Annotated in this window: 9 protein-coding genes; 2 read left to right on the top strand and 7 right to left on the bottom strand. The window is 60.4% G+C overall.

All coding sequences use genetic code 11. The features are described 5' to 3' along the window. Positions 1–40 precede the first annotated feature (40 nt). From ACR0KJ_RS06090 to ACR0KJ_RS06110, 5 genes are all read right to left on the bottom strand, one after another. Entirely contained in the window at positions 41–625 is a 585-nt protein-coding gene (locus tag ACR0KJ_RS06090) for a helix-hairpin-helix domain-containing protein (RefSeq protein ID WP_480580636.1), read from the bottom strand. Positions 626–711: 86 nt separating this feature from the next. Continuing rightward, positions 712–1698 (bottom strand): fatty acid desaturase, encoded by a 987-nt coding sequence (locus ACR0KJ_RS06095; RefSeq protein WP_480626177.1) that lies wholly within the window; start codon positions 1696–1698, stop codon positions 712–714. Between the two features lie 163 nt (positions 1699–1861). After that, positions 1862–3325, bottom strand: a complete 1464-nt coding sequence (gene der / locus ACR0KJ_RS06100; protein WP_170628547.1) for a ribosome biogenesis GTPase Der — start codon at positions 3323–3325, stop codon at positions 1862–1864. A gap of 48 nt (positions 3326–3373) precedes the next feature. Beyond that, positions 3374–4696, bottom strand: a complete 1323-nt coding sequence (locus tag ACR0KJ_RS06105) for a PQQ-binding-like beta-propeller repeat protein (protein ID WP_480626178.1) — start codon at positions 4694–4696, stop codon at positions 3374–3376. Positions 4697–4735: 39 nt separating this feature from the next. Continuing rightward, positions 4736–5407 (bottom strand): hypothetical protein, encoded by a 672-nt coding sequence (locus tag ACR0KJ_RS06110; protein ID WP_170449779.1) that lies wholly within the window; start codon positions 5405–5407, stop codon positions 4736–4738. 224 nt (positions 5408–5631) lie between these two features. Here ACR0KJ_RS06110 and ACR0KJ_RS06115 point away from each other — a divergent pair, with 224 nt between their 5' ends. Further along, a complete protein-coding gene (locus ACR0KJ_RS06115) occupies positions 5632–6864 on the top strand; it encodes an efflux RND transporter periplasmic adaptor subunit (protein ID WP_480626179.1) in 1233 nt (410 codons plus the stop codon). Beyond that, positions 6861–10640, top strand: coding sequence for an efflux RND transporter permease subunit (locus ACR0KJ_RS06120; RefSeq protein ID WP_480626180.1), 3780 nt, complete (start codon positions 6861–6863; stop codon positions 10638–10640). Before ACR0KJ_RS06115 ends, ACR0KJ_RS06120 begins: the two co-directional genes overlap by 4 nt. A gap of 58 nt (positions 10641–10698) precedes the next feature. On the opposite strand, the gene ACR0KJ_RS06125 is transcribed toward ACR0KJ_RS06120, so the two are convergent. Beyond that, positions 10699–11022, bottom strand: a complete 324-nt coding sequence (locus ACR0KJ_RS06125) for a hypothetical protein (protein ID WP_170519523.1) — start codon at positions 11020–11022, stop codon at positions 10699–10701. Positions 11023–11132: 110 nt separating this feature from the next. After that, a complete protein-coding gene (locus ACR0KJ_RS06130) occupies positions 11133–12938 on the bottom strand; it encodes an ABCB family ABC transporter ATP-binding protein/permease (protein ID WP_170449772.1) in 1806 nt (601 codons plus the stop codon). Positions 12939–12976 lie beyond the last annotated feature (38 nt).

The raw sequence follows: 12976 nt of genomic DNA on the forward strand, positions 1-12976 counted from the left end.
CTTCGACAAGCGCCGGTCTTTCCCAAAGGGCGAGGAAGGCTTACTTCTTCGCCTTTTTCTTATCCTTCTTTTTATCTTTCTTTTTGCTGTCCTTCTTGGCAGCGTCTTTTTTCTTGTCGTCCTTCTTGGACTTCTTGTCCTTCTTCGACTTGGCTTTCACCTTGTCCTTGGCTTTCGAGAACGCGGCCTCCATCTCGGCACGTTTCTTGGCGGCCTTTTCAGCCTTTGCTTTTGCCTTGGCCTTCTTCTTCGCCTTCGCCTCGGCGGCTTCGGCGGCAGCCTTTTCAGCCGCAGCTTTCTTCGCGGCCTCTTCCGCGCGTTTTTCGGCGGCTGCAGCGGCGACTGTCTTGCGGGCCGCGGGGCGTCGCGCCGCAGGTTTGCGCGGCGTCGCGCGACGTGCCGCTGGCGCGCGCTTGGCGGCAGGCTTGGCGGCGGCGGGTTTCGCAGCGACGGCCTCTTTCGCGGCAGCAATCAGCACAGCGGCCCGTGCCAGACCTATTCTGGGGACCTTGACCAGATCTTCGGGCTTGGCTTTCGCCACGGCCTCGGCTGTCTTGAAACCGTTCGCGGACAAGGCTGTGGCAAGCGCTTCTCCCACGCCCTTAACATCGGTCAATGCGGTCATTATGGGTCCTTTCTCTGTCTCCCTGCATATCCGTATATACACAGGATATACAATCCTTCAAGTCGTGATGCTGTCCCGCCGCGTTCTCACCTGCCGTGAGCCAGCTTGGCGTCCTGCCGCTGCTTGGGAAACGGCACCAAACGTTTGGCGTCTTCGTCCCATAGCTTAAGGGTCAGCGCGGCCACAGCCTCGGGGAATTTGATCCGACGCGGGGTGAATTCTGGCGGCAGGTTATAGTGACACGCCCGCAGCCGGTAGGACGGGATGCGCGCGTTGAAATGGTGGATGTCGTGCAAAGTGATGCAGGCAACCGCATTGTCGAACCACCACCCGAAATCCAGAGCAGACGATCCTTGCAAGGCCGCCAGCTGAGGGTCCAGATCAGGCCGACGATCCCAGTATGTGTCCTCGAAATTATGCTGCAGGTAGACAAGAAATACGCCCAGCATCCCCCCGAGCAGAGAGAATACCAGCCAGACCAGAATGCCCGTTGTACCCGCAATCAACCACAGAAGCCCCAGGAATACGACGATGGAAAGGTTGTGCAGCACAACCCCCTTCACTCCGAACCGAACGGTGTTCTTGGGCCAGCGATAGCGGATGAAATAAGTAAACAACGCCCCAACCGGCACGAGGATGAACGGGTTGCGATAAAGTCTGTAGAACAGGCGCTTTTTCCAATCCGCCTCATTCCATTCCCGCAGGGTCATCGTATGGATCTCGCCGGTTTCGCGGTGTTCCAGATTGCCAATTCCGGCGTGGTGCAGGTTGTGGTTCTGCTTCATCACCTCGAACGGAGCGAAGGTGAAAGGCGACAGGCCGTGCCCGGCCCATTCGTTCTGTTGCCGTGTCTCGAACAGCGAATGATGCCCACAATCATGTTGCAGCACGTAAAGACGCACTGCCGAAAAGGCAAAAACAATCCCCGCCGGGACCATGATGTACCAGCGATCGACATATGCGATCGCCAGCGCCAGCGATGCGAAATACACCGCGAAGGTCCCAAAATAGCTTAACGCTGCCAGTTTGTTGTCCTGAACCGCGTATTGTCTTGTGTATTCCCTAAGATCCATCCAGCCCGCTCCCCACGATGGCCCGACAAAAATTAACCCAAAAATATGTGCGGAGTGTCCGCGTACAAGCAGCGCACACGAAACAAATGCACGCAACTGAATGCTAGCGCGGGGAAAAGGCGCTGTCACGCCCCGAGGCTAAAAACGCTGAAAATTGGCGCAGTTACGCCTTACCCTTGAGATGTTTGGCCAAAGCACCCGCATTTTTCTTGCGTCGCCCCTTGTAGGGGTTCTTGTCGCCCTGCCCCCTCAGGGTCAGGCGGATCGGTGTGCCGGGCATGTCAAAATCTTCGCGCAGACCATTGACCAGATAGCGGGTGTAGCTGGCGGGCATCTTGTCGGGATGCGAGCACATGACCACGAAACCCGGCGGGCGGGTCTTGGCCTGAGTCATGTAGCGCAGCTTGATCCGGCGGCCCTGCGGGGCTGGCGGTGGGTGCTGTTCCAGCATTGCGGTCAGCCAGCGGTTCAGCGCAGCGGTCGGCACGCGCCGGTTCCAGATGTCGTGGGCGCGCAGGATTGCGGCGCGCAGACGCTCGAGCCCCCGGCCCGTTTTAGCAGAGACGGTGATCAAAGGCGCGCCGCGCAGTTGTGGCAGCAGGCGTTCGAAGGACTCTTTCAGCTCGCGCAGTTTTTCCTGCTTGTCGTCTTCGATGTCCCATTTGTTGACAGCGACAACCACGGCACGGCCTTCGCGTTCGGCCAGATCGGCAATGCGCAGGTCCTGTTGTTCGAACGGAATCGCAGCATCCAATAGAACCACGACAACCTCGGCAAATTTCACGGCGCGCAGCCCGTCAGAGACCGAGAGCTTTTCCAGCTTCTCTTGCACCTTGGCCTTTTTGCGCATGCCCGCGGTGTCGAAGATCCGCATCGGGGTGCTGTCCCCATCAGGGTCGGCCCAGTCGATGCGCAGGCTGATGGCATCGCGGGTAATCCCGGCCTCGGGGCCGGTCAGCAGGCGGTCTTCGCCGATGATCTTGTTGATCAGCGTGGATTTACCGGCATTCGGACGTCCAACCACCGCAACCTGCAGCGGCTTGGCGGCGGTGATCAGAGGCGTTTCACCTTCGCCATCCTCATCCAGCTCGATATCGGTTTCGGGGGTATCGTCCTCGGCCTTGTCCTCAGCCTCATCCGCCAGCGGCATAAGTTGGGCATAAAGGTCCGTCATCCCTTCGCCATGCTCACCCGACAGGCGTACGGGTTCGCCGAGGCCCAGGTTATAGGCCTCCAAAACACCGGCATCCGCTGCGGACCCTTCGGCCTTGTTGGCTGCCAGAATCACGTGTTTCGAGCGTTTGCGCAGAATCTCGGCAAACATCTCATCCGTTGGGGTCAGACCGGTCCGCGCGTCGATCATGAACAGGCAGACATCGGCCATGTCCACCGCACGCTCGGTCAGGCGGCGCATCCGGCCCTGCAGGCTGTCATCGGTTGCATCCTCAAGCCCCGCCGTGTCGATCACGGTAAAACGCAGATCGCCCAGCCGCCCTTCGCCCTCGCGCAGGTCGCGCGTCACGCCGGGCTGGTCGTCGACCAAGGCCAGACGTTTGCCCACAAGGCGGTTGAACAGGGTGGATTTGCCCACATTCGGGCGCCCCACGATGGCGAGGGTCAGCGACATGTTCTCAACTTTCAAGACTCAAGAAGCGCCCTTTAGCGCATCTGAACGTCAACGGAAAGCGTGTAGATCGCCCTTGGTCGAAACGACATACAGCGTCTGCCCCGCCACAACTGGTGAGGTGGTGGCCCCGCCCGGAACCTCGACCTGGTAAATCTGCGATCCGTCGACCGGATTGAAGAAGCGCACATAGCCATCGTTTGAGGACACGACAAGACGTCCACCCGCCAGAATCGGGCCGTAGTGGGCCACAATCGGTCCGCGCCGTCCGGGACGGTCTTTGACAAAACCCGGTAGGTCCTGTGCCCAGATGATCGAACCATCAGCAGCGTTCAGGCGCACCAACTGGCTGCGGTCGCTGATCAGGAAGATGCTGTTGCCCGCAGGCCAGACCGTATCCACCGCGCCTTCATCGGCGGTCCAGCGACGTTCGCCCGAACCCGCGTCGAATGCGACGGTGCGCCCGGAATGGTTGCCGATATAGATCGTGTCGCCCGCCACCATCGGCCCACCGGTCACGTCGATGATCTGCGCTGCGGCCCGTCCCCGGCGCCCGCCGGCAACCGACGCGTTCCAGCGGCGGATACCGCCCCGCCGGAAGGTGGCGGCAATATCACCGGAACCAAAGGCAAAAACAGCAAGGTCCGAGGCCAGAACCGGGGCCGGAGCGCCCAGAACGTTGCCGACGCTCGGCGTGCCTTCGATCTGCCAGGCAATCCGGCCGTCTTTGGTGTCGATGGTCCAGCCGGTTTCGTCCCCTGCGACCAGATACAGCAGCCCGTTCGCAACCAGGGGCGATCCGCTGCCTGTGGCGTTCAGGCGTTTCTGCCACCGGATCGTTCCGGTTCGTGCATCCATCGCGGTCAGGCGGCCAAAGCCAGAGGAGACGTACAGAACACCGTCGGCATAGGCCATGCCGCCGCCGGTCGCGTCCACATCACCGTCATTTCTGGGGATCAGGTTGGTCTCCCACACAACCTGCCCTTGCGGCGAAACCGCTGTCACGGTCGCGACCGCGTCCAGAGTGTAAATCAACCCTCCGGCCACGACAGGTTCGGCGGTGATGCGCTGTTTGCGCGAGTCGCCCTTGCCGATCGGGGCCGACCAGATCCGCTGCGGCGTACCACGCAGGGCCGCGTTGGTGGTGCGGAAAGCCGGGGTTCCGGCACTCTGCGACCAACTGGAGTTGGCCGTTTGCGCTGGCAGGCTGATCGGCTGAGACCCGCGCGTTTCCACAACCTCGGTGTCCGAGGCAGGCCGGATGTCTTCGCGAGCGCCGGGCAGAATGGACTCGGGCTCTTCACAGGCGGCCAGGGCAGTAAGGGCAATTGCCGCAGCCGGCAATCCCATACGGGAAAATAGTCGTGTTACCATGTCAATCCGAACTCGCCTGTCCTTTATTATACCGCCAGCTTAGCCCTGTTGTGCCACCAACGGGTCCGGCTCGCCCCCCAGGGCGACAATCAACTGCGCAGCGCGTTGCTGCAAATCTACGCCCACCTCGGCATCCTGCCGCAATGCCTGCAAACGGGTCAGCGCCGCGTCAACCTCACCCTCGGAAATATCGATCAGGGCCAGTTGCTCTTCGGCCAGCAGGCGCAGCGGTGCGCCCGGCGCGGCCAGAGCCTCGAACTGCAGGCGGCGATCTGCGGCAGGCAACGTATCCGCTTGCAGCAACAGTGCCTTGAAACTTGCAATCGCCCGGTAAATTTCCGGCAAATCGCCCTGCACGGCAATTGCGTTCAGGCTGGCAACGGCGTCCTGTTCGGATCCGGCATCCACCTGCGCGGCGGACAACAGCATGCTCAGAACAGCATCACCGCCCGGCGATTGTGGCTGAACCGCCTGCAATTCGGTCGCCCGCGCAGCAGAATCGTTCTCCTCAAGCGCCGCAAGGATTTCGTCGCCCAGCTTTTGCGCCTGAGCCGTATCGCGGGACTTGCGAACCTCGTTGAAAGCGGCCCCGCCGACGACCAGTATGACGGCAACAACACCGACCCAGCCCCATCGGCGCAACAGCAGATACATGCGGTCACGGCGTACCTCTTCTGTGACCTCATCAATGAAACTGTCGGTGTCGCTCATCCCTGCCCCCGGGCTGTGTCTTCTGCTTTCGTGCGCCATGTCATACCCCGGCACCACGGCCAAGCCAAGGCCCGGATTGTGCACAATACCGTAGCGGCAGTCCGCTCTTGCGCAAAAAAGTGAACCGAACTATTCAGTTTAGCGTAGAAAATATACATGTCCGCCCCCATTTTCAGACATGTATGTCAGGTCCGCCTGACGTGAAATTCTGGGAGAAGTACCTTATGCGGTTGATTTCGTTCATCAACGCCCTTTTGGTCATTGTTGCACTGTATTTTCTTGTGTTCGAGCGTGACGCGCTGTTTGCGTTTGCCGGACGGGGTGACGCCGAGGACTCTTCCACAACCGAGGGCGAAGCAACCCAGGTTGCAGCCGCGGATGAAGCAATTATTCGCGTCGTCGCGGTGCGTTCGGAGGCGCGCGAAATCGACAGCGCCGTGCTGCTGCGTGGACAAACCAAAGCCAACCGGCAGGTTGAGGTTCTGGCCGAAACAACCTCGACCGTTGTCTCGGAACCCAAACGCCGGGGTACGTTTGTAGAGACCGGCGATCTGCTGTGCGAACTTGATCCGGGCACGCGCCCCGCCAGCCTGGCGGAAGCCATGGCTGGAAAACTGGAAGCCGAAAGCCGCATTCCCGAGGCCGAAGCGCGGCTGGAAGAAGCGCACGCGCTTGTGGCCGAGGCGCAGATCAATCTTACAGCCGCCCAGAAACTGTCGGAAACCGGGTTCGGGTCCGAGACCCGGCGCATTTCCAGCGAAGCCGCGATGAGCACCGCCGAAGCCGGCATCAAATCCGCCGAAGCCGGGCTGGAAGCCACCCGCGCAGGGATCGAAGCTGCCACAGCCGAGGTCGAAGCCGCACGGCGTGAGATCAACCGCCTGACCATCGAGGCCCCGTTTCAGGGCTTGCTGGAAAGCGACACTGCAGAGCTTGGCAGCCTGATGCAGCCCGGTTCGCTATGCGCCACGGTCATCCAACTGGACCCCATCAAGCTGGTCGGCTTTGTGCCGGAGACCGAGGTCAACCGCGTGCAGGTCGGTGCAGAAGCCTCGGCGCAACTGGTTACCGGGCGACAGGTTGAAGGGCGCGTGACATTCCTAAGCCGGTCGGCGGATGAGACCACCCGTACCTTCGAGGTTGAGATCACCGTACCGAACCCCGATCTGACCATCCGCGACGGGCAGACCGCAACGATCCGCATTGCAGCCGAAGGGGCCAAGGCGCATCTGCTGCCGCAATCGGCGTTGACGCTGAACAATGAAGGCCAGTTGGGCGTGCGCACCATTGGCGCGGGCGATGTGGTCGATTTCATGCCGGTCCGCGTATTGCGGGATACCGCCGATGGCGTCTGGATTGGCGGATTGCCGGAAAAAACTGATATAATCGTTGTCGGACAAGAATTCGTGACCCGGGGCGTCACCGTCGCCCCGACCTATCAGGAAGCGTCACAATGACAGGTATTGTTGCTTGGGCCGCTGATCGGGCCCGAATGGTTCTGGCCTTTATTGCCATCTCGCTGGTCATCGGCGGGTTTGCCTATGTCAGCCTGCCAAAAGAAGGCGAGCCGGATATCGAAATCCCGGCGTTGTTTGTGTCGGTCCAGTTTCCGGGCATCTCGGCTGAGGATTCCGAAAACCTGCTTGTCAAACCGATGGAGACCGAGCTTGCGGACCTTGACGGTCTGAAAGAAATGACGGCAACCGCCGCCGAAAGCTATGCCGGCGTCGCGTTGGAATTCGACTTTGGTTGGGACAAGACAGCGATCATGGCCGACGTGCGTGATGCCATGAACAGCGCGCAGGCCGAGTTCCCCGAAGGGGCCGAGCAGTATTCGCTGCACGAGATCAACTTTTCCGAATTCCCCATCGTCATCGTCAACCTGACCGGGGCCGTGCCCGAACGCACAATGGCCCGCGTAGCCAAGGACTTGCAGGATGAGCTTGAGGCACTGGATTCGGTGCTGGAGGCCGGTATTGCGGGCAATCGCGACGAATTGCTTGAGGTCGTCATCGACCCCCTGCGGCTTGAAGCCTACAACGTCACCGCGGCCGAACTGATCAATGTCGTGCAAAACAACAACCAGCTGATCGCGGCGGGTGAGGTTGAAACGGCGCAAGGCACATTCTCGGTCAAGATCCCCTCATCCTTCAAAACCGCGCAGGATGTTTATGGGCTGCCGGTCAAGGTCAACGGCGACCGGGTGATCACGCTGGGTGAACTGGCCGAGATCAATTACACCTTCGAAGACCGCGAAGGCACGGCGCGGTTCGACAACGTGCCTACTGTTGCGCTGCAAGTGGTCAAGCGGAAAGGGTTCAACCTGATCGACACGGTCGAACAGGTCAAAGCCACCGTTGCCGAGGCGCAAAGCAAATGGCCGCCAGAACTGCAAGCCGCAGTGGATGTCGGCACGTCGAACGACCAAAGCCGCATCGTGGGATCGATGGTCAGCCAGTTGGAAGGCTCGGTCCTGACAGCGATTGCGCTGGTGATGATCGTTGTGCTGGCCTCGCTGGGGTCGCGCGCCGCGTTGCTGGTGGGTTTCGCCATTCCCACCTCGTTCCTTCTGTGTTTCGCGTTCCTGGCGGTTATGGGCGTCAGTATTTCGAACATCGTGATGTTTGGTCTGATCCTGGCGGTTGGTATGCTGGTGGATGGTGCGATTGTGGTGGTCGAATATGCCGACAAGCGCATCAAGGAAGGCGTCGGCCCGATGCACGCCTATGTCGAGGCAGCGCAGAGGATGTTCTGGCCCATCGTCTCGTCCACGGCGACAACGCTGTGTGCCTTCCTGCCGATGCTGTTCTGGCCAGGCGTACCAGGTGAGTTCATGGGGATGCTGCCCGTCACCCTGATCTTCGTTCTGTCCGCCTCGCTGATCGTTGCGCTGATTTACCTGCCGGTCATGGGCGGTGTGTCCGGCCGCCTGAGCCGTGTCTTTGACCGCTGCTCGAATTGGCTGCGGGCCCGCACGCCGTGGTGGCTGCGTGCGGTGCTGGTGGCGCCTTCGTTCTATCTGGTGTTCCTGGGCGCGATGCAGGTGTTGAACCCGAACTACCTTGTGCCCGGTGGTGGTTCCTTCATCGGCGCTGTAATGATGATCTTTGGTGCCTTCGCCGGATCGGTCACGCTGGGTGCGGCCAAGATCGAACGCAAGCCGGACACCAAGGTTCATACCGCGAAAGAGCACACGCCATTCGGCTATTTCATCAAGTTCCTCGTCGGCAACCCGATCATGCCGATTGTGTCCATCGCCGCCGTCGGGTTTGCGGTGATGACCGTGATGACGATCTTTGGCGAAAACAACCGCGGCGTCGAATTCTTCGTCGAAAGCGAGCCCGAACAGGCCACCGCCTTCGTTCGGGCGCGGGGCAACCTGTCGCTGGCGGAAAAAGACGCCATGGTTCTGGCCGCCGAACAGGTAATCGCGGCCCATCCTGCCGTTATCAACGTCTTTTCCTTCGCCGGTGAAGGCGGGTTGGACCAGAACAACGGCGGCGCACAGGATCCTGCGGATACCGTCGGGCGCGTGCAGTTCGAGATCATCCCATGGGAAGACCGCCCGAACATCTCGGAACCCATTCTGGGCGGGCTGTTTGATCGCCACTTTGTCGCCCCTGAATATGACGGCGACTATGTGCTGGACGAGCTGAATACCCAACTGGCCGAACTGCCCGGCTTCGTGGTCGAGATTCTGCCGTTGGAACAGGGACCGGCCTCGGCCAAGCCAGTACATCTGCGGATCAAGGGTGATGGTTGGGACAGTCTGACAAGCGCCACTCTGGCGGCGCGTGAGGCGTTCGATACCATGCCCGGCCTGATCAAGATCGAAGACACCCTGCCCCTGCCCGGCATCGACTGGCAGATCGACGTGGATGTCGCCAAGGCGGGTCGGTTCGGGGCCGACGTGGCCACTGTTGGGGCTATGGTGCAACTGGTCACGCGCGGTATCCTGCTGGGTGAGATGCGCCCCGACTCCACGGATGAAGAGATCGAGATCCGCGTCCGCCTGCCCGAGGAAGACCGCGTTTTGTCGACGCTGGACACCTTGAAAGTCCGCACGCCTGACGGGTTGGTGCCGCTGTCCAACTTCGTGTCGCGTCAACCCGTGGCCAAACTGGCCGAGATCAACCGCATCGATCAGGAGCGTTACTATGACGTCAAGGCCGATGTCGAACCCGGTCTGAGCAAGGTGGTGACGGATGGACCCGACGGCACAGACAAACGTCTGGCCGTTCTGCGCGCGCTTGAGGATGGTGCCGCGCCTTCACCCTCGACCCTGACAACGCCGGACGGCAAGCAGTTCGACCTTGTTCAACTGACCGGTGCAGGCAGCGTTGAAGAGCTGCGCGGCGTGATCGACGCAGGTGACGCCCGCATCAGCCTGATCAACCCAAACGAACGTATCGCCGTTCTGACCGAGTGGCTGCAAACCGACCCGTTCGATCCCGCAATCAGCTGGGAATGGACCGGCGATCAGGAAGAACAGGCCGAAAGCCAGGCCTTCCTGTCCAGCGCGTTTCTGGCCGCTTTGGGACTGATGTTCGTGATCCTGCTGGCGCAGTTCAACAGCTTCTACAACTCGGTTCTGGTGCTGCTGGCGGTGGTGTTGTCCACGACTGGCGTCCTGATCGGGATGCTGGTGATGGAGCAGCCCTTCTCGATCATCATGACCGGCACCGGGATCGTGGCGCTGGCAGGCATCGTGGTGAACAACAACATCGTTCTGATCGACACCTATCAGGAATACAGCCGCTATATGCCCCGGATCGATGCCATCGTGCGCACGGCCGAGGCGCGTATCCGTCCGGTTCTGCTGACCACGCTGACCACAATGGCCGGTCTGACACCGATGATGTTTGGCCTGTCGCTGGATTTCGTAAACGGGGGCTACACGATCGACAGCCCCACCGCGCTGTGGTGGAAGCAACTGGCGACCGCCGTGGTCTTTGGTCTGGGCATCGCGACCGTGCTGACCCTGATCGTGACGCCTTCCTTCCTGGCTCTGCGCGTCTGGGTGACGACCTATGCGGTTTGGCTGGGCAAGCTTCTGGCACGGGTGTCCGCAGGCCGTTCCAGCAGGATCGCGCAGGACATGGCAATTGGCCGGACCGCGCGCGCCATGCAATCGACCGAGATTGTGTGGGACGATCAGCCTCTGCCCAATCGGGTCGAACCCGAGGATCGCCCCGACACCCCGCCCGGCGCACCGCTGAAAGCCGCAGAATAAAGCAAAAGGGCGAACCGCAATGGTTCGCCCTTTTCAATAGTCCGGTCCGTGGTCCCGATTATTCGGTGAACGTGTATTCACCCAGATCACACAAATCCAGGCCGAAATCTTCGTAGGTACCGCCGTCATCGAAGACGCCGCGAATGTCATAAACGCAGGTGCTCAGGCCGTCGGCGATCAGAACCTCGACCTCGTAACCCGATGCCAGATACCCGTCGACTAACAGGTCTTCTTCCCATTCATCGGACGAGCTTGTTGAAACGTTGAATTCAACCAGATCCGAGCTGGTCTCGTTAACCAGCAGGAAGTTAAGATCTTCGGCTTTGGCCGCTGTGCTCGACACCAAAAGCGCAGCGGTCAGCGCCGCCGTAAACTTATTCATAGATATTTCCTTTGTTGAACCTCGCCGCAGCATTTTGCTGCGTCGGTCCTGCATTTCATCGCAGGGGAGAAAGGTCAATTCAAAGCTCAACCGTTTTTTTAGCGAAAGCCTCAGGCGGCCTGACTGTCGGATTGCTGTCGGTTCCACAGTTGCGCATATCGCCCTTCGCGGGCCAGCAATTCGTCATGGGTGCCCTGCTCGATGATCTCACCGGCCTCGAGCACGACGATGCGGTCGGCCTCGGCAATCGTGCTCAACCGATGGGCGATGGTGATCACAGTGCGCCCTTCACCCGCGCGGGCCAGCGCATCCTTGATGTCCTGCTCGGTATCCGTATCAAGGGCCGAGGTCGCCTCATCCAGCAATAGGATCGGCGGGTTCTTCAGCAGCGTGCGGGCGATCCCAACCCGCTGCTTTTCTCCGCCGGACAGTTTCAGCCCCCGCTCGCCCACTTTGGTGTCATAGCCTTCGGGCAAGGAGGCAATGAAGTCGTGAATCTGTGCCGCCCGCGCGACCGCTTCGACATCTTCCTGCGTCGCGCCATCCCGGCCATAGGCGATGTTGTAGCGGATGGTGTCGTTGAACAGAACCGTGTCCTGCGGCACAACGCCGATAGAGCCATGCAAGCTGGCTTGGGTCACGTCCCGCACATCCTGCCCGTCGATTTTCAGTGCCCCTCCGGTGACGTCATAGAAACGGAACAGCAGGCGTCCGATGGTGGATTTGCCGGACCCGGTCGCCCCAACGATGGCCACCGTCTTCCCTGCCGGAACGGTCAGAGACACGCCTTTCAGGATTTCACGGTCCGGGTCATAGCCAAAGCGCACATCCTGCAACGTCACCTCACCGCCATTGACGTTCAGCTTGGGCGCATCGGGCTTGTCTTTGACCTCGGCGGGTTGTTCCAACAGGTCGAACATCTGACCCATATCGACCAGAGCCTGCCGGATTTCACGATAGACAGTGCCCAAAAAGTTCAGCGGCACGGTAATCTGGATCATGTAGGCGTTCACCATCACGAAATCGCCTACGGTCAGCGACCCGTTCTGCACCCCGACGGCCGCCAGAACCATGACCCCGATCAGACCACAGGTGATCAGGAAGGACTGTCCGAAATTCAGGAAGGCCAGCGAATAGGCCGTTTTCAACGCAGCCCCGGCATAGGCCTTCATCGATACGTCGTAGCGTTCGGTCTCGCGCGTTTCCGCGTTGAAATATTTGACGGTTTCAAAGTTCAGAAGGCTGTCGATGGCGCGTTGGTTGGCTTCGGTGTCCTGATCATTCATCTCGCGCCGCAGCTTTACGCGCCATTCGGTGACGACGAAAGTAAAGCAGATATAAAGCGCGATGGTGACCGCCACGACCACCAGATACCAAATGTCGAACAGCCACATCAGGATGACGGCGATCAAGAGCAGTTCCAGGATCAGGGGCCCGATCGAGAACAGCAGGAACCGCAGAAGAAAATCGACGCCTTTGACCCCACGCTCGATGATGCGGCTCAGGCCGCCGGTGCGGCGGGTGACGTGGTAGCGCATCGATAACTGGTGGATATGCCCGAAGGTCTCAAGCGCAAGGGCACGCAGGGCGCGTTGACCCACCGGGGCAAAGGACGCATCGCGCAATTGCTGAAACCCAACTGTCATCATGCGCGCAACGCCATAAGCGACGGTCAACCCGACCGCGCCCAGCGCAACGGGCGGAACCCCTTCCCCCGCCAACGCATCAACGGCCCCTTTATACAGGATCGGTGTATAGACCGCGATCAGCTTGGCCAGCACCAGCATCGACATCGCAATGACGACCCGGCGCTTCACCCAGGGCTCATCATCCGGCCACAGGTAAGGCGTGACCTTGCGGATCGTGCGCCAGCCCGACTTTCGCTCGTCGATTTCGGCCAATTCCTCAGATGTCATTGGGACCGTCCGTCTCATCACGTACCTTGTCTGCGGTC

Source organism: Ruegeria sp. AD6 (assembly GCF_056542325.1).

What these genes read in the sequence shown, in the direction of transcription:
- ACR0KJ_RS06090 (WP_480580636.1), bottom strand. Translation starts at nt 625, where the DNA reads ATGACCGCATTGACCGATGTTAAGGGCGTGGGAGAAGCGCTTGCCACA.
- ACR0KJ_RS06095 (WP_480626177.1), bottom strand. Translation starts at nt 1,698, where the DNA reads ATGGATCTTAGGGAATACACAAGACAATACGCGGTTCAGGACAACAAA.
- der (WP_170628547.1), bottom strand. Translation starts at nt 3,325, where the DNA reads ATGTCGCTGACCCTCGCCATCGTGGGGCGCCCGAATGTGGGCAAATCC.
- ACR0KJ_RS06105 (WP_480626178.1), bottom strand. Translation starts at nt 4,696, where the DNA reads ATGGTAACACGACTATTTTCCCGTATGGGATTGCCGGCTGCGGCAATT.
- ACR0KJ_RS06110 (WP_170449779.1), bottom strand. Translation starts at nt 5,407, where the DNA reads ATGAGCGACACCGACAGTTTCATTGATGAGGTCACAGAAGAGGTACGC.
- ACR0KJ_RS06115 (WP_480626179.1), top strand. Translation starts at nt 5,632, where the DNA reads ATGCGGTTGATTTCGTTCATCAACGCCCTTTTGGTCATTGTTGCACTG.
- ACR0KJ_RS06120 (WP_480626180.1), top strand. Translation starts at nt 6,861, where the DNA reads ATGACAGGTATTGTTGCTTGGGCCGCTGATCGGGCCCGAATGGTTCTG.
- ACR0KJ_RS06125 (WP_170519523.1), bottom strand. Translation starts at nt 11,022, where the DNA reads ATGAATAAGTTTACGGCGGCGCTGACCGCTGCGCTTTTGGTGTCGAGC.
- ACR0KJ_RS06130 (WP_170449772.1), bottom strand. Translation starts at nt 12,938, where the DNA reads ATGACATCTGAGGAATTGGCCGAAATCGACGAGCGAAAGTCGGGCTGG.